Below are 21,148 nucleotides of genomic sequence, written 5' to 3' on the forward strand. Positions count from 1 at the left end.
CGAACTGGACCCGCCTATACCCGGCACTGATCAGACCGATTCCTTAGAATCGGTAATGTGCAAATGCCTTGTTGGCTTCTGCCATGCGATGAATTTCCTCACGTTTCTTGACCGCACCACCGCGGCCCTCAGCTGCCTCCGCCAATTCACCAGCAAGACGGGCACCCATGGATTTCTCAGCTCGCTTACGAGCGGCATCACGCAACCAGCGCATTGCCAAGGCATTACGCCGAACCGAGCGAACCTCTACCGGAACTTGGTAGTTCGCGCCGCCGACCCGGCGGCTTTTTACTTCCACCATCGGGCGGACGTTAGATAGCGCCTGCGTAAATACTTCTACCGGATCCTTCCCGGTTTTTTTCTGAATTTGATCCATAGCGCCGTAAATGATTCTCTCCGCCACGGACTTCTTACCACGCGTCATAAGCACATTGACGAATTTCGCCACTTCCGTATTGTGATACTTGGGATCAGGCAAAATCTCGCGTTTGGGTACTTCTCTGCGTCTTGGCATTTTTCTACCTCGGTGTCTAGTTGATTAGCTTAAGTGGCTTAAATTTCAAGCCGCTTTACTCTTAAGCTGCTTTTGGCTTTTTGGCACCGTATTTGGAGCGGGCCTGTTTGCGATCTTTTACGCCAGCCGTATCCAGGCTACCGCGTACTGTGTGGTAGCGAACGCCCGGTAAATCTTTGACACGACCACCGCGAATCAGTACCACCGAGTGTTCCTGCAGATTATGCCCTTCTCCACCAATATAGCTGGAGACCTCAAAACCATTAGTCAGGCGAACCCGTGCCACTTTTCGCAAAGCCGAGTTCGGTTTCTTTGGCGTAGTGGTATAAACCCGGGTACAAACTCCCCTCTTCTGAGGACTATTTCCCAGCGCTGGAACTTTACTTTTTACGCGTCTCGCCGCTCGGGGCTTACGTACTAACTGACTGATTGTCGGCATTTTATTCCCTAAAAAACCGGGCCGGCAATATAACCGGCCCCGCTGCCCGTATGAATCGTGGTTTTCTGCCGTTCCAGGTATTTTTGTCCGGGGGGCGGCTAAAAAGACTGCGAATTCTATGGGGTTTATGCTGCTATGTCAAGCCGCTATCTTTGCCGAGGAGGATAAAAGAAATCCCTTCGGCTCGGAATGATCTTTTCCGCCTTGTGGGTCCTGCGAGGAAGCAAGTCAGGACACCACAACCGCTCCGTGCGCACTGGCAGTACTTGGGGTTTCCAGGGAGCGGTCCCTTAACCCGTTCACAAATAAAACCGATCGAACTTCAGGTGGTGGCCGCGCGACCCTCGCGCCGCTTCGCGGTAAGCGCGTGGCTGCCCAGCTTCTTCAACACTTCCCATGCAGGCCCTGGAAATTTGTGTAGCTTAACCAGCACGTCCTCAAGCGCTTCCAGAAACCAATCCACATCAGCATCACTAATATTCAAGGGCGGCAGTATTTTGATGATGGGCATGGCGTGACCCGCTACCTGGGTAAGAATGTGATGATCGTCCAGAAGCGGGAGAACAATCGCTTGAGCGAAAAGATTTTCGTCCATCTTGTTGACCATGGACCAGGCTGCCTTTAGCGACATCGATTCCGGCGGACCAAACTCGATAGCGATCATCAGGCCACGCTGGCGCACCCCCTTCAGGAACTCGAAGCGTGGCACCATTGCCTCAATACCGCTGCGAAAACGGTCACCCAGTATATTAGCGCGCTCGACAAGGTTCTCGTCATCCAGGACGGCCAGCGATGCCAGGCCCGCCGCCATTGCCATGTTACCCATACCGAAAGTGGAAGCATGAACAATAGCGCGATGCATGGTATCGTAGACACTATCGTATATCGCGCGGCGAGTGATCGTCGCTCCTACCGGGATATAACCCCCTGAAAGTGCCTTCGAAAGGCAGACGATATCGGGCCGCAGACCTTCGACCCACTGGCTGGCCAGAAAACGTCCGCTACGGCCCATGCCTGATTGAATCTCGTCGTAGATCATCAGCGTGCCGTATTTACGGCATAATTCCTGCGCGCCAAGAAGATATTCGCTACTGGCAATATTGACACCCTTGCCCTGGATCGGCTCAAGTACGAGAGCAGCGACATCACCTAGAGCAAGACGCGTCTCAAGCCCGGCGAGGTCACCCAGCTTCACTTCCGAACTGCTTGGGAGCATCGGTTCGAAACCCCTGCGAAAACTTGGCTCCCCGTTCAGCGACAAGGCTCCCATGGTGAGGCCGTGAAATGCCTTCGCAAGATGAACTGTGCTGGGCCTTCCCGTGTATCCACGCGCAAACTTGATCGCCGCTTCGATAGCTTCGGTACCCGAGTTACTGAAATAAACAGTATCCAGTCCAGGCGGCATGCGCTTTACGAGCTCGCGAGCCAATGCGGCGGCGAGCGGAGGAGCGTCGAAGCCGACCCATCCGGGAAAATCGGAGTCCAGCACTTGCTGCAATGCACCACGAATGGCCGGATGACGGCGGCCAAAATTGAAGACACCCCAATTGGTAAGGAAATCCAGGTAGCGTGTACCCGCTTCATCCCAGAGGTAAGCACCTTCACCGCGTACCCAAGAGCGATTGAATCCGAGTGTACGCAACACCTTGACGAATACCGGATTCACATGCTCTTCGTAAAGTTCGAAGTTCTTGCCTCGTGTTTCGTTAAGTATCGCGTTGATATCAATTGGCATGGCTCAGCCCTTCGATGTCTGTTCCGACAGCGCAAAGGTCTGTGATACCGGTCCGGATTGACTCCGAGCTGTGGAGATTCGTTTCATGGATTGTGAATTATCTTTTAACCGCCGCAACATTATTACTTATCCTCCAATAAAGCATCGGACTTCCCCATATTCATCCATGCTTGTGAACAAGATAGCGCAAATATCAAATAACCTGCCAAACACCTCGTTTACATTATAAAAGAACATTCCGCGTTGCAGCGGCTGATTCAATACTCCTATTTTAGACGGTATATCCGCTGCTTCGCGTTTCCCCCGTGCCTTCTTCACTAAAACTGAGGCTCTCGCCCGCGGTCAGCATCTGTCTTTGCTTCTTCCGGGTATTGTGAAAAGCTAGACCGGTACCCGCGGGAATGAGCCGTCCGACAATGACGTTTTCCTTGAGACCGCGCAGATCATCCTTCTTGCCCATGATTGCCGCCTCGGTCAGCACACGCGTAGTCTCCTGGAAGGAAGCAGCGGAGATAAACGAATCAGTGGAAAGCGATGCCTTGGTAATACCCAACAGCATGAATTCATAGATAGCCGGTTTCTTGTCTTCGGCTATTACCTGTTCGTTCTCCGCCAACAGATCCGCTCGTTCCACCTGTTCACCCGGAATAAAGCGCGTGTCACCGGAATCAACAATCTGCACACGACGCAGCATTTGACGCACAATCACCTCAATGTGCTTATCGTTGATCTTGACACCTTGCAAGCGATATACATCCTGAACTTCGTCGGTGATATAGCGTGCCAGGGCTTCTACACCCAGGAGGCGCAGAATATCATGTGGATCGGCGGGTCCGTCAACAATACTCTCCCCCTTATTCACCACCTGACCGTCATGGGCTGTAACGTGCTTGTCCTTGGGGATCAGATACTCATGAGAAACTCCATCCAGATCGGTAATGACAAGACGTTGTTTGCCTTTGGTATCCTTGCCAAACGACACGATACCGGTCACCTCCGCAAGCACGCCGGCATCCTTGGGCGAGCGGGCTTCAAACAATTCCGCCACGCGGGGCAAACCTCCCGTAATGTCACGGGTCTTGGAGCTTTCCTGCGGAATACGGGCCAGCACTTCACCTACGCTAACCTGCTGCCCATCCCGTACCGTAATAATTGAACCCACCTGGAAGGTGATGTTGACAGATAAATTACCGCCGGCAAGCCTCACTTCCTTGTCATCCTCGTCGAGGAGTTTCACCAACGGACGCAAGCCCTTGGTTTGCGCCACCCCGCGCCGTTTCGGATCGATCACCACCAGTGTGGACAAGCCGGTCACTTCGTCTATCTGCTTAGCCACAGTTACGCCTTCTTCGACGTTTTCGAAGCGAACCCTGCCGGCGTATTCGGTGATGATGGGGCGAGTATGCGGGTCCCATGCTGCCAACACCTGCCCCGCCTTTACGACTTCTCCGTCGCGGATGAGCAGCGTCGCGCCATAAGGCGCTTTGTGGCGTTCACGTTCGCGGCCATTATCATCATATATCACCACTTCGCCGCTACGGGAAATCGCGATCAGCTCATTGCGAGAGTTGGTAACGTAACGCATGGTGGGTGAATAACGCACAATGCCGTTGGATTTGCTCTCCACCTGGCTTGCCACCGCGGTTCTGGAAGCGGCGCCACCGATGTGGAACGTACGCATGGTCAGCTGGGTGCCCGGTTCGCCGATTGACTGGGCCGCAATGACCCCTACCGCTTCGCCTACGTTGACCGGCGTGCCACGCCCCAAATCACGCCCGTAGCATTTGGCACACAAACCATAGCGGGTTTCACAGGTAAGCGGTGTACGTACCTTCACTTCATCGATACCCAGAGACTCTATGGTATCGACCGCGTTCTCGTCCAGCAGCACACCAGCCGGATAAATCACCGCCTGATGCTCCGGATTGACGACATCGTTGGCCACGACTCGTCCCAGGATACGCTCCCGCAACGCTTCGATGACTTCACCACCTTCCACCAACGCCTTCATCACAACGCCGTTATTCGTATTGCAATCATCCTGGGTTACCACAAGATCCTGGGTCACGTCCACCAAACGGCGGGTCAAATACCCGGAGTTAGCGGTTTTCAGCGCTGTATCGGCCAGGCCTTTGCGTGCACCATGCGTGGAGATAAAGTACTGCAGCACATTTAATCCCTCGCGGAAGTTTGCTGTAATGGGCGTCTCGATAATTGAACCATCGGGTTTTGCCATCAAGCCGCGCATACCTGCCAGCTGACGAATCTGGGCTGCTGAACCACGCGCTCCCGAATCGGCCATCATGTAAATCGAATTGAAGGATTCCTGTGTCAGCGGTTTGCCTTTTTTGTCTTTCTTGACCTCACCGGTGAGTGAGTCATGCACCGGCTCAACACCGAGCTGATCCATCATCGCTTTGGCCACCTGGTCACCGGCACGGCCCCATATATCCACAACCTTGTTGTAGCGCTCGCCCTGCGTCACCAAACCGGAAGTATATTGAATCTCGATCTCCTGCACCTCCTTCTCGGATGCGCTGATGATGTCGTTCTTTTGTACCGGTGTCAGCATATCGTCCAGGCAGATTGAGATACCGGCACGAGTCGCATAAGTAAAGCCGGAATACATCAATTTGTCAGCAAATATCACTGTCTCGCGGAGTCCGCAGCGACGGAAACTCGCATTGATGAGTTTGGAGATCTCTTTTTTCTTGAGCGCTTTGTTGATAAGGGGAAAAGGCAGACCAGCGGGAAGAATTTCAGACAGCAGCGCGCGCCCCACAGTGGTTTCGTAGCGTGTGGTTTTTTCACGGCGCTCACCGTCGGCGTCCACCTCATATTCCTTGATCCGTACCATTATCCTGGCATTCAGTTCAATGACGCGACTCTCGTAAGCACGAGATACTTCGCTGATGTTGGCAAACGACATGCCCTCGCCGCGAGCATTAATTTTCTCCCGGGTCGTGTAGTACAATCCCAACACGATATCCTGTGACGGCACGATAATGGGTTCTCCATTTGCCGGCGACAAGATATTATTGGTGGACATCATGAGAGTGCGGCATTCCATCTGCGCCTCCAGCGACAGGGGCACGTGAACCGCCATCTGGTCACCGTCGAAGTCGGCGTTGAACGCTGCGCACACCAATGGATGCAATTGGATCGCCTTGCCTTCTATCAGCACTGGCTCGAAGGCCTGAATCCCCAGCCGATGCAGTGTCGGAGCGCGATTTAGCATCACCGGATGCTCGCGAATGACATCCTCCAGGATGTCCCATACTACAGGGCTTTCATTCTCCACCTCACGCTTCGCCGCCTTGATGGTGCTGGCGATGCCCATTATTTCGAGTTTGTTAAAGATGAAAGGCTTGAACAATTCCAGCGCCATTTTCTTTGGCAAGCCGCACTGATGCAGTTTGAGCTGCGGACCTACCACGATCACCGATCGGCCGGAATAATCCACCCGCTTGCCAAGCAGATTCTGGCGAAAACGTCCGCCTTTTCCTTTGATCATATCGGCAAGCGATTTTAACGGCCGCTTGTTGGCTCCCGTCATGGCTTTGCCACGACGGCCGTTATCCAGCAATGAGTCCACCGCTTCCTGCAACATGCGCTTTTCATTACGTACAATGATTTCCGGCGCCTTCAACTCAAGCAGACGCTTTAGCCGATTGTTACGGTTGATGACTCGGCGATATAAATCATTCAGATCAGAGGTAGCGAAACGCCCGCCATCCAGCGGCACCAATGGACGTAACTCCGGCGGCAGGACAGGCAGTACAGCCAGAACCATCCACTCCGGCTTGATACCGGATTTGTTGAACGCCTCCAGCACCTTTAGACGCTTGGAGATTTTTTTCATTTTGGTTTCGGAACCGGTTTCCCCCATCTCGCGCCGAAGATTATCGATTTCAACACGGATGTTGAGGTTGGCCAGTAAGTCGCGGATACCTTCCGCACCCATGCTGGCGCGAAAATCGTCTCCGTACTCTTCCGTCTTGGCACGATAGTCATCATCCGTCAGCAACTGGCATCGCGCCAGAGGCGTCATGCCGGGATCAGTCACCACATACGCTTCAAAATAAAGTACTCGCTCGATATCACGCAAGGTCATATCCAGCACCATACCGAGACGCGATGGCAGCGATTTCAGAAACCAGATATGCGCCACCGGGGAGGCTAGTTCGATATGCCCCATACGCTCTCGCCGCACCTTCGAGAGCGTAACCTCGACGCCACATTTCTCGCAGATCACACCACGGTGTTTCAGGCGTTTATATTTCCCGCATAGACATTCGTAATCCTTTACCGGGCCAAAAATTTTGGCACAGAACAGTCCGTCCCGTTCCGGTTTGAATGTACGGTAATTGATGGTTTCAGGTTTCTTCACCTCACCATAGGACCAGGAACGTATTTTCTCTGGGGAAGCCAAGCCGATTTTGATCGAATCGAACTCTTCTTTCTGAGTAACTTGTTTGAATAAATCGAGCAGTGCTTTCATTTGTCACTCCTGTTGATCAGGGGCCGATACAAAAATCATCCGGTGTGAGACACGGAAACGAAAGGAATATTAAATATTTAATTCTCCATTCGTCCCGCTACAATAAAATTGCTAATGCCGGTCCAGATCGATATCCATCGCCAGCGACCGGATTTCTTTCACCAGCACATTGAATGATTCCGGCATACCGGCATCGATCTTGTGGTCACCTTTGACAATGCTCTCGTACACCTTGGTACGCCCGTTTACATCGTCCGACTTGACCGTCAGCATCTCTTGCAAGGTATAGGAGGCACCGTATGCTTCCAATGCCCATACCTCCATTTCACCAAAGCGCTGTCCGCCGAACTGCGCCTTGCCGCCGAGTGGCTGTTGGGTGACCAGGCTGTAGGGGCCGGTGGAACGCGCATGCATTTTATCGTCCACCAGGTGATGCAGTTTCAGTACATGCATATAGCCCACCGTGACCGGGCGGTCGAAAGCCTCGCCCGTTCGGCCATCGTACAACGTCACCTGCCCGGATCGCGGAAGACCGGCAAGCTCCAGCATATCCTTGATTTCATGCTCGGTAGCCCCATCGAAAACAGGGGTCGCGAAAGGTACTCCACCCTTGAGATTCTCCGCAAGGTCCAGGATCTCCACATCGGTGAGCGAAGCAATATCCTCTTGTTTGCCGCTGGTGTTGTAAATCTTGTCCAGGAGTTTCCGGAGCTCCGCAATCTTGCTGTCGGCCTGGAGCATATCACCGATTTTCCTGCCAAGTCCTTTTGCGGCCCACCCAAGATGGGTTTCCAGAATCTGGCCCACGTTCATGCGCGAAGGTACGCCCAAGGGGTTCAACACCACATCGACCGGAGTACCATCGGCCATATAGGGCATATCTTCCACCGGCACGATCTTGGAAATCACGCCTTTATTGCCATGGCGTCCCGCCATTTTATCCCCAGGTTGCAGACGCCGCTTCACCGCCACATAAACCTTGACCATTTTTTGTACACCAGGGGGCAGTTCATCACCTTGGGTAAGTTTCTTTTTCTTTTCTTCAAAAGCATTGTCAAATGCCTTACGTTTCTGCGCCAGGCCTTCCTCGATCTGTTCCAGCTGCAGACTTGTTTCTTCGTCGGTAAGGCGGATATCGAACCAGTGGTGCGGATCAATACTATCCAGATATTCCTTGGTTATCTGCGCACCCTTGGCAAGTTTTTTGGGTCCTCCGGTTGCTGACTTACCCTTGAGCAAACGCTCGATACGCTCGAATGCATCGCCTTCCACAATCCGCATTTGGTCAGCCAGATCCTTCTTGTAGCGTTTCAGCTCATCATCGATAATCTGCTGGGCACGCTTATCACGCTCGATTCCTTCTCGAGTGAATACCTGCACATCAATTACCGTACCAGAGATACCTGATGGCACACGTAGTGATGTATCCTTTACGTCGGAAGCCTTCTCGCCAAAAATCGCGCGCAATAGCTTTTCTTCAGGTGTCAACTGCGTTTCGCCCTTGGGGGTGACTTTGCCTACCAGCACATCGCCAGCCTCCACTTCGGCGCCGATGTGAACAATGCCTGAGGCATCCAGACGTCCAAGTTGTACCTCCGACAGGTTGGAAATATCCCCGGTGATTTCTTCCGTCCCCAATTTGGTATCCCGGCTCACTACCGAGAGTTCCTCGATATGAATGGATGTAAACCGGTCTTCGGCGACGATGTGTTCCGAAATGAGAATCGAATCCTCAAAGTTATAGCCATTCCAGGGCATGAATGCAACCAGCATGTTTTGTCCCAGCGCCAGCTCACCTTTATCGGTGGAGGCGCCGTCAGCCACCACATCGCCTCGCGCGATTATGTCGCCTACTTTCACCAGCGGACGCTGGTTGATGTTGGTGTTCTGATTGGAGCGGGTGTATTTAATCAGGTTATAGATATCCACGCCCACTTCACCGACACGCGTTTCAGTGTCATGTACTCGCACCACGATACGGCTCGCATCGACGTAATCCACTACGCCACCGCGCACTGCTTGCACCGCGGTGCCGGAATCCACTGCCACGACACGTTCGATGCCGGTACCGACCAGAGATTTTTCCGCGCGCAGGCAAGGCACTGCCTGTCGCTGCATGTTGGAGCCCATTAGTGCACGATTGGCATCATCATGCTCCAGAAATGGAATCAATGAAGCGGCTACCGATACAATCTGGGCAGGCGCCACATCCATATATTCGATACGATCCGGTGTCGCCAAGGTAAATTCATTCTTGTGACGGCAGGAAACGATGTCGTTGGTGAATTTGCCGCGGCGATCCAGCTCCGCATTCGCTTGAGCAATCACATACTGACCTTCCTCAATCGCCGACAGATAGTCAATTTCATCGGTGACGCTTCCGTTCTTCACCTTGCGGTAGGGTGTTTCCATGAACCCATATTCATTGGTGCGGGCGTAAAGCGCCAGTGAATTAATCAAACCAATATTGGGACCTTCCGGCGTTTCAATCGGGCACACGCGGCCATAATGGGTGGGATGCACATCGCGCACCTCAAACCCCGCGCGCTCGCGCGTCAATCCACCGGGTCCCAGCGCGGAAACGCGGCGTTTGTGAGTAATCTCGGAAAGAGGATTGGTCTGATCCATAAACTGCGACAACTGACTGGAACCAAAGAACTCGCGCACCGCGGCCGACACCGGCTTTGCATTGATCAAATCATGAGGCATCAGATTGTCTGATTCAGCCTGACTGAGGCGTTCTTTCACCGCTCGTTCGACCCGAACCAACCCCGAACGGAACTGGTTTTCCGCGAGTTCACCAACAGAGCGGACACGACGATTACCGAGATGATCGATATCGTCAATCTCACCACGGCCATTGCGCAATTCGACCAGAATCTTGATGACCGCGATGATATCGTCATTCGACAATGTGGTGGAACCATCCAATTCAGTTCTGCCCACACGGCGATTGAATTTCATCCGTCCCACTACAGATAGATCATAACGTTCCGGTGCATAGAACAATCCGTTGAACAACGCCTTGACTGCTTCCTCGGTAGGGGGTTCGCCCGGGCGCATCATGCGGTAGATAGCCACTTGCGCGGCCATCTGATCAGCGGTTTCATCTATTCTCATGGTTTGTGAGATGTACGCGCCCTGATCCAGATCGTTGGTATAGATGGTGTGAATCTCTTCTATATTGGCTTCGCGAAGTTTGGCAAGCACAATCTCCGTAATCTCGTCGTTAGCGAGCGCCACGACTTCACCTGTTTCCTTATCCACAACGTTATGACCCAGGATCCGGCCCAGCAGAAAATCTTCCGGCACCGCGAGCCTGTCAATGCCTGCTTGCTGCATTTCCCGAACGTGTTTGACGGTTATACGTTTGTCCTTCTGAACGATAACTTTGCCGCTTTTGGCGGCAATATCAAAGCGCGCAATGTCGCCGCGCAAACGTTCCGGTATCAATTCAAAGAGAATGCCTTTTTTGGATAGATGAAAAGCATCAAAGGAGAAAAAGCTCTCAAGAATTTGCTCCGGCGTATAACCTATCGCTTTCAGCAATGCGGTAATCGGCATTTTGCGGCGGCGATCAACGCGAAAATACAAATAATCCTTGGGGTCGAACTCGAAATCGAGCCAGGAACCGCGATAGGGGATAATACGCGCGGAAAAAAGCAATTTGCCGGATGAGTGTGTTTTACCACGATCATGCTCGAAGAATACCCCTGGGGAGCGGTGCAATTGAGACACAATGACCCGCTCGGTTCCATTAATAACAAATGAACCCGTGCCGGTCATGAGCGGAATCTCGCCCATGTAAACTTCCTGTTCCTTCACTTCTCTTACGGTTGGCTTGGAAGCCTCCTTATCCATAATCGTCAATCGCACTTTGGCGCGCAACGGGGAAGCGTAAGTCAGACCACGCTGCTGACATTCCTTGACATCGAACGGAGGAATACCCAGCACATAATTAACGAAATCAAGGCGGGCGTTCCTGGAGTGACTCTCGATCGGGAAAATCGAGATAAACGCCGCCTGCAATCCCTGAGTGGCGCGTTGATCAGGCTCAACCTGGGCTTGCAGGAAAGCCGCATACGATTCGATCTGAGTAGCGAGAAGAAACGGAATCGGCAAAACGCTGGCGCGCTTGGCGAAACTTTTACGGATACGTTTTTTCTCGGTAAACGAATAGCTCATGGAATCTCCGGGAGGTCAAAAGACGGATGGACAGAAAATGGGAGCAGAGTATCTGTTTTAAGCTACCGTACTAAAGCGTTCTGCGACACAAAAAACGGACATTCAAACAATTAAATTCAAAAATAAAAATGCCAGATGCTGACGGCGCCTTACACGCCGTCAGTTGGCCTTATTGCATGACTTTATTTAATCTCGCTGGTCGCACCGGCTTCGGCCAGTTGCTTTTGAATGGCTTCAGCATCCGCTTTGGGAATACCTTCCTTGACCGCCTTCGGTGCGCCGTCGACCAAATCTTTCGCCTCTTTCAAGCCTAAACCGGTAATCACGCGCACAACCTTGATCACATTGACTTTGCTTTCACCCACCGCGGTCAGAATCACGGAAAATTCTGTTTGCTCCTCCACGGCGGCAGCGGCGGCACCCGCTGCGGGCGCAGCCGACGCAACAGCTACCGCTGCAGCGGAAACACCAAACTTTTCTTCCATTTCCTTGATTAACTGGGAAAGCTCCAACACCGTCATATTCGCGATTGACTCTAAAATTTCTGCTTTGGCTATCGCCATGATTTTCTCCTGATAAATTTAAGCTTCTAGTTGGGTTACGGTTTCAAATGACTTGGAACCGGCTAAGCGGCTTGCTTCTGATCACGTACGGCTGCAAGGCCACGCACAAAACTGGTCGGTACCTCATTGAGGGTCCGCACAAAATTGGCAACGGGGGCCTGCATCGTGCCCAGCAGCTTCGAAAGTAGTACTTCACGGCTCGGAAGAGAGGCTAGATCCGCAATCTCTTTACTGGACATCACGAGATTTGCCATGGCGCCGGCTTTGATCACGAATTTGTCATTGCCTCTGGAAAATTCGTACAACACCTTTGCCGCTGCTACCGGATCGCTTGCGATGCCATACGCTAACGGTCCCACCATAAACTCGGAAAGTCCGGTAAATGGGGTATCCGTCACCGCACGCCGCGCGAGCGAATTCTTGAGCACCCGAAAATATATTCCCGATTGCCGTGCCTTCGCTCGCAATTGGGTCATATGCCCAACTCCAAGCCCGCGGTACTCTGCAATGATAATGGCCTGGGCCTTTGCTACTTGAGTACTGACTTCAGCGACAACCGCTTTTTTCTCTTCTAAATTTAGACTCAAGGCACATTCTCCATCAGTTAAATGCGATGTTGAGTTTAGTATTGAGTCATGATAAAACTCGCAACTTGTCTCAATATCGCGAACCGGCGACCTTAAATCAGGAGATAAACCATTCCTGTTTTTGGGTACGCCATCTACGCTGGGCGCTTGAAGTGGCAGCAAGTGGAAGCGCGGAAATAAATAATCACCCGCCCCTCAAACTATTCCCATTCCATTTTGCGATTAAGTTCTCAAGCGACAGCCTGATTCGGTAAATGGCGTTTCTTCATTGTTTACCGTCCGCTCTTCGCTTAGTCAACCCCGGCGGTCTTTGACAACCCGTCAGATCGGAAAAACAGCCTCTCTGCCGGCCCAAAGCCTTACAAATTCATATGGATACTTCTCTCTTACCGCATACTGGTCTGATCTACCCGGACCCCTATCCCCATCGTGCTGGACACCGATATTTTTCTGAGATACACACCTTTGGATGTGGCGGGCTTAGACTTGTTAAGTGCATCCACCAGTGCCCGCATGTTCTCTTGCAAGGAATCCACGCTAAACGATGCGCGACCTATGGTGCACTGAACAATACCTGCTTTGTCAGCGCGATATTGCACCTGGCCTGCCCGGGCGTTTTTCACCGCGCCCACAATATCCGGCGTCACCGTCCCCACCTTGGGGTTAGGCATCAAACCACGCGGACCAAGTATCTGGCCTAATTGCCCTACGATACGCATGGCATCGGGGCTGGCGATAGCCACGTCAAAATTGATGTTGCCTGCTTTGATTTGTTCTGCCAGGTCTTCAAATCCGACGATGTCGGCACCCGCGGCAAGCGCTTCCTTAGCCTTGTCTCCCTGAGCAAATACCGCTACACGCACGGTTTTACCGGTACCCGCCGGCAGCACTACCGAACCTCGCACCGACTGATCGGATTTTTTTGCATCGATGCCAAGATTGACTGCCACATCAATTGATTCATCAAATTTTGCGGTAGCAGTTTCCTTGATGATTCTGAGCGCATCCGGCAGCGGATAAGACTTGCTGCGATCCGCTTTAGCGGTGATTGCCTTGAAACGTTTAGATATATGCGCCATGTTATATGCCCTCCACGTCCACGCCCATACTGCGAGCGCTGCCGGCAATGGTACGAACCGCGGCATCCATGTCGGCCGCGGTCAAATCAGGCATTTTTACCTGGGCGATCTCTTCCGCTTGCTTCCGCGTCAACTTGCCTATTTTATCGGTGTGGGGCTTGGGACTGCCCTTACTGAGTCCAATCGCTTTCTTGATCAGCACTGTCGCGGGCGTGGTCTTCATGGTGAACGTGAAGCTCTTGTCGGCATAGGCGGTAATGACCACCGGCACCGGCAAGCCAACTTCCATTTTCTGGGTAGCGGCGTTGAATGCCTTGCAGAACTCCATGATATTGAGTCCCCTTTGACCCAGCGCGGGACCAATGGGCGGACTAGGATTGGCCTTGCCCGCCGGCACTTGAAGCTTGATATAGCCGACTATTTTCTTTGCCACGATAATTCTCCTCTCGGGTGCGAACGAACGCTGCCGCGCTCTCCCCAGCTAATAAACAACACCGGCGATACCTGATACGGGCTCGCTTCTAATTAGGATTTTCAAGCTTTCTCGACCTGACTGAAATCCAACTCTACCGGGGTAGGGCGGCCAAAAATGGAAACCGACACCCTGATCTTGCTTTTATCGTAATTAACATCTTCCACATTGCCATGGAAATCCGTGAACGGACCGTCCTTGACCCTTACCGCCTCACCCGCTTCGAAGAGAATCTTGGGCTTCGGCTTTTCCACTCCCTCCTGAATCTGATGGAGGATATTTTCTACTTCCTTCTCGCTGATAGGCGTCGGCTTCATGGCCGAACCCCCGATAAAACCGGTAACTTTGGCGGTATTTTTGACCAGATGCCATGTTTCGTCAGTCATTTCCATCTCGACCAGCACGTAACCGGGGAAGAATTTTCGTTCGCTAAGATTTTTCTGACCCCCTTTCATCTCGACGACTTCTTCTACCGGAACCAGTATTTGACCAAACTTATCCTCCATTCCCGCGCGACTGATTCGATCCTTTAGCGCGCGCTGTACACTCTTCTCAAATCCGGAGTAGGCGTGAACCACAAACCATTTTTTATCCATCACCCTTCCTGCCCCATGAGATATTTCACCGCCAGCAGCAACCCCGCATCCACCATCCATAAAAATATGGCCATCACCAGAACAAAGGCAAACACAATGCCCGTGGTTTGCACCGTTTCTTTACGGCTCGGCCATACCACTTTCTTGGTTTCTTCCGAGGACTCTCTGCTGAATGCGTAGAATTGCTTGCCTGGAACAGTAAACCAGACCGTCACCGCCGCCAAAACGAGACCTGATAGCACGACAACGACACGAATCACCATGGCGCTGTCCCGCAGATAATAAAAACCGGCAATACCCGCAATCAGTAGCAGAAGCGCCAATCCCAACTTGATCTTATCCACTCTATTCCACTCTGCCTTTAATGCTCGTCAGTAAATGAAGCTGAAGCACGCAGAACCGGATATGCGAATTGCAAATCCAACCCACGGGACTATCATGATTCAATCCGCTTGTGCCATTATGAATTTTGTATCCATCGGAATACGCGATGACTGATGGTTTTTAACGACATCCTTGTCTTGGCAGGCCAGGAGGGCATCGAACCCCCAACCTTCGGTTTTGGAGACCGACGCTCTGCCAATTGAGCTACTGGCCTATATTTCCTTCAGGAACAAAGATAAAAATCAGGAAACTCATGTGTCAAGCATAAGAACGTCTGGCGCTATTCAATAACTTTTGCCACCACGCCTGCGCCGACGGTTCTTCCGCCTTCGCGAATGGCAAAACGCAGCCCTTCTTCCATGGCAATCGGCGCAATCAAGTTCACCATCACCGATACATTGTCCCCAGGCATCACCATCTCCGTTCCCGCCGGCAGTTCTATCGCCCCGGTCACGTCAGTGGTGCGAAAATAAAACTGAGGCCGGTATCCCTGGAAAAATGGGGTATGGCGTCCGCCTTCTTCCTTGCTCAGCACATAGATCTCGGCCGCAAACTTGGTGTGCGGGGTGATGCTGCCTGGCTTGGCCAATACTTGTCCACGCTCGACTTCTTCCCGTTTGGTACCCCGCAGCAGTACGCCAACGTTGTCCCCCGCCTGCCCCTGGTCCAGCAGCTTCCGAAACATTTCCACGCCGGTACAGACCGTCTTCACGGTAGGCTTCAGCCCTACGATCTCGATTTCTTCGCCCACTTTGACTATGCCGCGTTCAACCCGACCCGTCACCACAGTACCTCGTCCGGAAATGGAAAAAACATCTTCCACCGGCATCAGAAAGGGGCCGTCTATCGCCCGCACCGGCTCCGGAATGTAGCTGTCCAATGCATCCGCCAGCTTGAATATGGAGGGCTCGCCTATGTCGCTCTGATCACCTTCCAGCGCTTTCAGCGCAGAGCCAATAATGATCGGTGTGTCGTCGCCAGGAAAATTGTATTTGGAGAGCAGTTCGCGTACTTCCATTTCCACCAGTTCCAATAACTCGGCGTCGTCCACCATGTCGGCTTTGTTCATGTAGACGATGATGTACGGTACGCCTACCTGGCGTGCCAGCAGGATGTGCTCGCGCGTTTGCGGCATCGGGCCATCGGCAGCCGATACCACCAGTATGGCGCCGTCCATCTGCGCCGCGCCAGTTATCATGTTCTTGACGTAGTCAGCATGGCCAGGACAGTCAACATGGGCGTAATGGCGAGCGCTGGTCTCGTATTCAACATGGGAGGTATTGATGGTAATGCCCCGCGCTTTCTCTTCCGGCGCCGAGTCAATCTGTGCGTAACTCTTCGCTTCACCACCAAATTTCTTCGCCAGCACCATCGTCACCGCCGCCGTCAGCGTGGTCTTGCCATGATCCACGTGCCCAATCGTCCCTACATTTACGTGCGGTTTCGTCCGCTCAAATTTGCTCTTTGCCATGTTGTGCCCCTTTTAAAGCTTTTTATATCCAGATTTTAAAATTTAAATACCTATGGAGCCCATGGCCAGGATTGAACTGGCGACCTCTCCCTTACCAAGGGAGTGCTCTGCCACTGAGCTACATGGGCAAGCACCGTTTCTGCTTGTAACAACAACTCCCAATAACTAATAAACTTCCAACTCTTGCTTCAGCCTGCCAAACTGCCCCGTCCGAAGGAAATCGGACACCAACCACCAAGCATCTGGTCAATCCACATTTCGCCAATCTTTTCAGCGATACAACTATTGGCTCTCCAGAATCCTCAAAATCTGTCCTTACGCAGCTACTCTTGCGCTTCGATTCTTCAAATCTGGCAGACCACCAGAATCTGGAGCGGGTGAAGGGAATCGAACCCTCGTCGTAAGCTTGGAAGGCTTCTGCTCTACCATTGAGCTACACCCGCGACTAGCAATCAACTCGAAAATAGAAGCAGCTCAATCAATTACCTGGTATTCAATCAGCTATCGTTCGCACTGGTCACTGGTTAGACGCTATCCCGATCTCCTCGCCTTTAAATCAGGCTTCCCAGGACCGTCAGGCTGATGCTGCGCCAATTACCGGCCTCCTGATTTTGGTGGAGGGGGAAGGATTCGAACCTTCGAAGGCAGAGCCGTCAGATTTACAGTCTGATCCCTTTAACCGCTCGGGAACCCCTCCAAACGAAACTCCCAATTGTGAATGTTTTAGACTAACAAGTCAACGTGCATTTTCAGGGCCTTGTACTCGCCAAGCCGGAATATTCGAAATTGAAGTATCGAAGGCACTTCCCGTTGACCCGCATTTCCCGTTGATCGCTGGTTTACCAATTATTGATAAATCACATAAAACGACTCCAGCCGGTGGGCCGAATTATGACATCTCTGTGACGAATCAGGGCATCCTTGATAGTGGAATATAAACACGGCCATACAGCCGGTTATATACCGGAAATGTTCAGTGCGTGGAGCCCTGGCGCAGACCCAATAACTCCACATCGAATATCAATACCGCGTCCGGCGGTATTACATTCCCGGCTCCCCGTGCACCGTAGGCCATTTCGGCGGGGATGATCAATGTGCGCTGCCCACCCACTTTCATACCGGCAACACCGCGATCCCAGCCTTTTATTACGCGCCCTGCGCCCAGCAGAAATGAAAAAGGCGTGCCACGATCACGGGAGCTATCGAATTTTGCACCCTTGTTTTCGGGCGCTGTCACATCGTAAAGCCAACCGGTATAATGGACCTCGACCATTTTACCGATAACCGCTTCTTCGCCAGTTCCTATTTTTATATCTTTTTTCACGAGTTCAGTCACCTTGGCTGCTCCTTTTGGAGTTTCGGAAAATGCAACTTGGGGCAGAAGAATCACGCCCAATAGCAATAGGCTCACGTTAATCAGGGTGTTTATTTTAGTCATGGCTCCCTCAAAAATTGAATTAAACTCATCGACGGTGCTCTCAAAACGATAGCCTCTTGAAGCAGCAGGAATGCGTTGCGTCAACGTTTTTTATTATACCCCGTATGCCAAGTTGCACCGTAGTCTGATTAATGAGTCTGTTAAATGAGTCCGCTGATTCCGTAATCATCATCAATAACTGGATGAAACGCCGCACGCATGCAGGAGCGCCCGAACGAAGAGATACAGCAGGAGCAAGAAGCAGGTCCGGCACGCCTCCATGATTCGCGCCTGGTACGCGCGCTATATCTGACAGTGGGGTTTGCCGCGGTCATACTGGGCATAGTGGGAATAGCGCTGCCGGTATTACCCACAACTCCTTTTCTCTTGCTTGCGGCTGCCTGTTTCGCACGCAGTTCACCACGTTTCCACGATAAACTGCTGACCAACCGCTTCGCCGGACCCATAATCCTCGAATGGACCCAGCACCGCAGTATTCGACGCCCCGTCAAGCGCTGGGTCTACCTGCTGCTGGCACTATCATTTGGCAGTTCCATCCTGGTGATGCCGTCTGTTTGGCACCAGGCGATGCTGGCTGCGCTGGGTATCGTCCTCGCGGCGTTTATCTGGCGCATTCCGGTAAGAGATGCCGATACCCAAACATGAATTAGCACATAGCATGAGCTGGCCGGGGCTGTGCCTGCCTTCTCCCCGGAGGAAGCCGCATGATGATTCGATTCCGTTTAGCGTTTACTGCGCCGCAGCCTGTGGCTCGGCTACAAAGATTTCAACACGACGATTTTTTGCCCTGTTTGCGGGTGTATCGTTGGCAACCACCGGCTCGCGGGAACCACGGCCATCAATACTGATGCGATTTGAAGAAACACCCTGGCTTATCAGATAGTCACGTGTGCTGGCCGCACGGTTGAGCGATAACGGGTTATTGACCGCGTCGCTGCCTGAACTGTCGGTATGACCGACAATTGTTACCAGGGAATCCGGATTTTTAGCCAGGCTGGTCGCAAAACTATCCAATACCGGTCTGAAATTGGATGTGATCGCCGCACGGCCGGTATCAAATGAGATATCGCTGGGGATATCCAGCTTCAGGCGGTTGTCCGCGGTTTTGATGACTTGCACCCCCGTTCCTGATGTGGCTTGTTCCATTTCCTGTTTTTGCTGCTCCATTCGTCTCGACCAGACGTTTCCCGCAATGGCGCCAGCGCCGGCACCGGCAGCCGCACCAATCGCCGCACCTTTCCCGCCACCTGCAAGAGCGCCAATTATTGCGCCGGCGCCGGCGCCGATACCCGCGCCTATAGCGGTATCCCGGGTGGTGGCACTCTGTGTTTCAGGTGAGCTGGCACAACCACTCAGTGTCAAAACTGCCGCTACGGAAATAACTGACAATTGAACTGACATTTGATTACGCATGGTCGCTCCTCATTTATTGGTAATTGATTATGGTAGGGATTATCTGCTTTTGGCAGGAATTATTCTATCGGTATTTATTGAAATAACTTTAACCCGGATATCTCATAAATTGACGCGCGTCCTTGCTGGTCTTTTGTTTCGTATGGAAATTTTGTTCAGTCGGGCGTATGAATAACTACGCCACTCTCTTGCAGAATCTCCATACGAAACAAAATCCTGCGCAATCATCACGCGAATTTATGGAATATCCGGGTTAAGAGAAAAAAATAGGACGCAAATCGTTTTCAGGAATGAAGCAGCTACGCGAATCAAGCGCCGTCATCCCCGTGGGTGATGCAGGGCATGGATCTGCTTCAGCCGCTCGCGCGCCACGTGAGTGTAAATTTGCGTAGTGGAAATATCGGCATGGCCCAGCAATAGTTGCACGACACGCAAATCGGCACCGTGATTGAGCAGATGGGTAGCGAAAGCGTGGCGTAATGTGTGGGGTGACAAAGTGTTGTTGATACCCGCGAAGCGCGCATGGCGCTTGATCAGATGCCAGAAAGCCTGGCGTGTCATGGCTGAACCTCGGGCTGTCACAAACAGCGTATTGCTGGCTTTTCCACCCAATAATACGGACCGCGCTTCCTTGGTGTACCGGATTACCCATTCCAGCGCTTCTTCACCCAAAGGTGTCAGCCGCTCCTTTCCACCCTTACCCATTACGCGCACGACACCCATGTTCAGACTGATTTGTGCAATGTCAAGACCCACCAGCTCGGATACCCGTAACCCACTGGCGTACAACACCTCAAGCATGGCGCGATCACGCAACCCCAATGGCCGCTCCACATCGGGCGCGTTCAGTAGCGCTTCCACGTCTGCTTCGGTCAGACTTGCTGGCAGATTGCGAGGGAGTTTCGGCGTGTCAATATTGAGGCTGGGATCAGCCTGAATCTTTCCCTGACGTAGCAAAAAACGGTAAAATCGCTTCAAGCTCGACAACTCGCGGCTGGTGGTGCTGGCCTTGACCCTGACCGAAACCTTGTAGGCAAGAAACTCCAACAGATCGGCATGGGTCGCGGCTGTCAGTGCATGGTCATTCCACTTTCTTTTCCCGAGCCATTCGCTCAATTGCCGCAGATCGCTGCGATAACTCTCCAGCGTATTGCGTGACAGCCCATCTTCCAGCCATAAGGTGTCAGAGAATTCATCCAGTAACCCTGCGTTGAGCTCAGACGCGCTCATGCTGCAATAGCCAGCGCTTAATGGTGAGCGGGATGCCGTCGCTTGCATTCATGAAGCCGCCCAACCCGCCGCCTTTGGCAATAACGCGATGACATGGAATAACGATGGGGAGACGATTGGCGCCACACGCCTGCCCCACGGCACGCGGCGCGGAGTGCAATTGAGTAGCGATATCGGCATAACTGCGGGTCGCGCCGCTGGGAATGTCCTGAATGGCACTCCATACCCGGCGCTGGTGAATGGTACCTCCAATGTGAAGCGACAAATCAAATACGAAACCCGAATCGGCCAGATACGCCTGCAATTGATCGCAAACTTCCTTGGCTAGAGAGGTTTGCGGCGCGAGTGGCGGCGTGTCCAGCGGCAGATATTCGATATCGGTCAGCCAGTCTTCCTCTATGCGGACACCCAGAACAGCAAATGGCGTGGCGAGTTTTGCCTGATAATCCTCCACTGATTTTGCTCTCAGATTAGTCTTCGGTTTGTTCATGACAGCGTTGTTTTATCGCCAATCCCCTATCCACACACTAAACTATTATGT

General features: G+C 52.5%; 17 protein-coding genes and 4 tRNA genes. 1 reads left to right on the top strand and 20 read right to left on the bottom strand.

Annotation, left to right across the window (positions count from 1 at the left end):
* Positions 1–43: 43 nt before the first annotated feature.
* From rpsG to BLO43_RS11315, 17 genes are all read right to left on the bottom strand, one after another.
* Entirely contained in the window at positions 44–514 is a 471-nt protein-coding gene (gene rpsG / locus BLO43_RS11235; RefSeq protein ID WP_004175950.1) for a 30S ribosomal protein S7, read from the bottom strand.
* A gap of 61 nt (positions 515–575) precedes the next feature.
* On the bottom strand, positions 576–953 hold the full coding sequence (rpsL, locus tag BLO43_RS11240) for a 30S ribosomal protein S12 (RefSeq protein WP_041514953.1): 378 nt from the start codon (positions 951–953) through the stop codon (positions 576–578).
* 322 nt (positions 954–1,275) lie between these two features.
* Positions 1,276–2,688, bottom strand: coding sequence for an aspartate aminotransferase family protein (locus BLO43_RS11245; RefSeq protein ID WP_090907138.1), 1,413 nt, complete (start codon positions 2,686–2,688; stop codon positions 1,276–1,278).
* A 271-nt stretch (positions 2,689–2,959) separates the two neighbouring features.
* On the bottom strand, positions 2,960–7,189 hold the full coding sequence (gene rpoC, locus BLO43_RS11250; RefSeq protein ID WP_090907139.1) for a DNA-directed RNA polymerase subunit beta': 4,230 nt from the start codon (positions 7,187–7,189) through the stop codon (positions 2,960–2,962).
* 111 nt (positions 7,190–7,300) lie between these two features.
* Complete coding sequence (rpoB, locus tag BLO43_RS11255; RefSeq protein ID WP_090907140.1) at positions 7,301–11,374, bottom strand: DNA-directed RNA polymerase subunit beta; 4,074 nt, start codon at positions 11,372–11,374, stop codon at positions 7,301–7,303.
* Between the two features lie 182 nt (positions 11,375–11,556).
* A complete protein-coding gene (rplL, locus tag BLO43_RS11260; RefSeq protein ID WP_074633778.1) occupies positions 11,557–11,937 on the bottom strand; it encodes a 50S ribosomal protein L7/L12 in 381 nt (126 codons plus the stop codon).
* A gap of 62 nt (positions 11,938–11,999) precedes the next feature.
* Positions 12,000–12,524 carry a 50S ribosomal protein L10 gene (gene rplJ, locus BLO43_RS11265; protein ID WP_074633779.1) on the bottom strand — a complete coding sequence of 175 codons (525 nt, stop codon included), beginning with the start codon at positions 12,522–12,524 and terminating at the stop codon, positions 12,000–12,002.
* Positions 12,525–12,910: 386 nt separating this feature from the next.
* Entirely contained in the window at positions 12,911–13,603 is a 693-nt protein-coding gene (rplA, locus tag BLO43_RS11270) for a 50S ribosomal protein L1 (RefSeq protein ID WP_074633780.1), read from the bottom strand.
* A gap of 1 nt (position 13,604) precedes the next feature.
* Positions 13,605–14,036, bottom strand: a complete 432-nt coding sequence (rplK, locus tag BLO43_RS11275) for a 50S ribosomal protein L11 (RefSeq protein WP_090907141.1) — start codon at positions 14,034–14,036, stop codon at positions 13,605–13,607.
* A 101-nt stretch (positions 14,037–14,137) separates the two neighbouring features.
* Positions 14,138–14,671, bottom strand: coding sequence for a transcription termination/antitermination protein NusG (gene nusG, locus BLO43_RS11280; protein WP_074633782.1), 534 nt, complete (start codon positions 14,669–14,671; stop codon positions 14,138–14,140).
* Positions 14,671–15,015 carry a preprotein translocase subunit SecE gene (gene secE / locus BLO43_RS11285; RefSeq protein WP_074633783.1) on the bottom strand — a complete coding sequence of 115 codons (345 nt, stop codon included), beginning with the start codon at positions 15,013–15,015 and terminating at the stop codon, positions 14,671–14,673. The genes nusG and secE overlap by 1 nt, the downstream gene beginning before the upstream one ends.
* 178 nt (positions 15,016–15,193) lie before the next feature.
* Positions 15,194–15,269, bottom strand: a tRNA-Trp gene (locus tag BLO43_RS11290).
* Between the two features lie 66 nt (positions 15,270–15,335).
* Positions 15,336–16,526 carry an elongation factor Tu gene (gene tuf / locus BLO43_RS11295; protein ID WP_090907136.1) on the bottom strand — a complete coding sequence of 397 codons (1,191 nt, stop codon included), beginning with the start codon at positions 16,524–16,526 and terminating at the stop codon, positions 15,336–15,338.
* Positions 16,527–16,579: 53 nt separating this feature from the next.
* Positions 16,580–16,654: transfer RNA gene (locus BLO43_RS11300), tRNA-Thr, on the bottom strand.
* A gap of 241 nt (positions 16,655–16,895) precedes the next feature.
* Positions 16,896–16,969: transfer RNA gene (locus BLO43_RS11305), tRNA-Gly, on the bottom strand.
* Positions 16,970–17,138: 169 nt separating this feature from the next.
* A tRNA-Tyr gene (locus BLO43_RS11310) sits at positions 17,139–17,223 on the bottom strand.
* A gap of 276 nt (positions 17,224–17,499) precedes the next feature.
* Entirely contained in the window at positions 17,500–17,964 is a 465-nt protein-coding gene (locus BLO43_RS11315; RefSeq protein WP_090907213.1) for an FKBP-type peptidyl-prolyl cis-trans isomerase, read from the bottom strand.
* Between the two features lie 198 nt (positions 17,965–18,162).
* Between BLO43_RS11315 and BLO43_RS11320 the strand changes: the two genes are divergently transcribed.
* On the top strand, positions 18,163–18,609 hold the full coding sequence (locus tag BLO43_RS11320) for a YbaN family protein (RefSeq protein ID WP_090907142.1): 447 nt from the start codon (positions 18,163–18,165) through the stop codon (positions 18,607–18,609).
* Positions 18,610–18,693: 84 nt separating this feature from the next.
* Here BLO43_RS11320 and BLO43_RS11325 read toward each other — a convergent pair whose 3' ends face one another.
* The 3 genes from BLO43_RS11325 to BLO43_RS11335 form a co-directional block, all read right to left on the bottom strand.
* Positions 18,694–19,377 carry a YiaD family glycine zipper/OmpA-like lipoprotein gene (locus tag BLO43_RS11325; RefSeq protein ID WP_175443939.1) on the bottom strand — a complete coding sequence of 228 codons (684 nt, stop codon included), beginning with the start codon at positions 19,375–19,377 and terminating at the stop codon, positions 18,694–18,696.
* A 318-nt stretch (positions 19,378–19,695) separates the two neighbouring features.
* Complete coding sequence (gene xerD / locus BLO43_RS11330; RefSeq protein ID WP_090907143.1) at positions 19,696–20,607, bottom strand: site-specific tyrosine recombinase XerD; 912 nt, start codon at positions 20,605–20,607, stop codon at positions 19,696–19,698.
* Complete coding sequence (locus BLO43_RS11335) at positions 20,594–21,097, bottom strand: methylated-DNA--[protein]-cysteine S-methyltransferase (protein WP_090907144.1); 504 nt, start codon at positions 21,095–21,097, stop codon at positions 20,594–20,596. Before BLO43_RS11335 ends, xerD begins: the two co-directional genes overlap by 14 nt.
* Positions 21,098–21,148: the final 51 nt, after the last annotated feature.

The organism is Nitrosospira sp. Nsp13 (assembly GCF_900101945.1).
Taxonomy (GTDB): domain Bacteria; phylum Pseudomonadota; class Gammaproteobacteria; order Burkholderiales; family Nitrosomonadaceae; genus Nitrosospira; species Nitrosospira multiformis_D.

Bases quoted from the DNA above. Each gene is read 5' to 3' on its own strand.
- rplA (WP_074633780.1), bottom strand. From the start codon at position 13,603: ATGGCGCATATATCTAAACGTTTCAAGGCAATCACCGCTAAAGCGGAT.
- BLO43_RS11315 (WP_090907213.1), bottom strand. From the start codon at position 17,964: ATGACTAAAATAAACACCCTGATTAACGTGAGCCTATTGCTATTGGGC.
- BLO43_RS11320 (WP_090907142.1), top strand. From the start codon at position 18,163: ATGCAGGAGCGCCCGAACGAAGAGATACAGCAGGAGCAAGAAGCAGGT.
- tuf (WP_090907136.1), bottom strand. From the start codon at position 16,526: ATGGCAAAGAGCAAATTTGAGCGGACGAAACCGCACGTAAATGTAGGG.
- rpsL (WP_041514953.1), bottom strand. From the start codon at position 953: ATGCCGACAATCAGTCAGTTAGTACGTAAGCCCCGAGCGGCGAGACGC.
- BLO43_RS11245 (WP_090907138.1), bottom strand. From the start codon at position 2,688: ATGCCAATTGATATCAACGCGATACTTAACGAAACACGAGGCAAGAAC.
- rpoB (WP_090907140.1), bottom strand. From the start codon at position 11,374: ATGAGCTATTCGTTTACCGAGAAAAAACGTATCCGTAAAAGTTTCGCC.
- BLO43_RS11335 (WP_090907144.1), bottom strand. From the start codon at position 21,097: ATGAACAAACCGAAGACTAATCTGAGAGCAAAATCAGTGGAGGATTAT.
- rplL (WP_074633778.1), bottom strand. From the start codon at position 11,937: ATGGCGATAGCCAAAGCAGAAATTTTAGAGTCAATCGCGAATATGACG.
- BLO43_RS11325 (WP_175443939.1), bottom strand. From the start codon at position 19,377: ATGCGTAATCAAATGTCAGTTCAATTGTCAGTTATTTCCGTAGCGGCA.
- xerD (WP_090907143.1), bottom strand. From the start codon at position 20,607: ATGAGCGCGTCTGAGCTCAACGCAGGGTTACTGGATGAATTCTCTGAC.
- rpoC (WP_090907139.1), bottom strand. From the start codon at position 7,189: ATGAAAGCACTGCTCGATTTATTCAAACAAGTTACTCAGAAAGAAGAG.
- nusG (WP_074633782.1), bottom strand. From the start codon at position 14,671: ATGGATAAAAAATGGTTTGTGGTTCACGCCTACTCCGGATTTGAGAAG.
- rpsG (WP_004175950.1), bottom strand. From the start codon at position 514: ATGCCAAGACGCAGAGAAGTACCCAAACGCGAGATTTTGCCTGATCCC.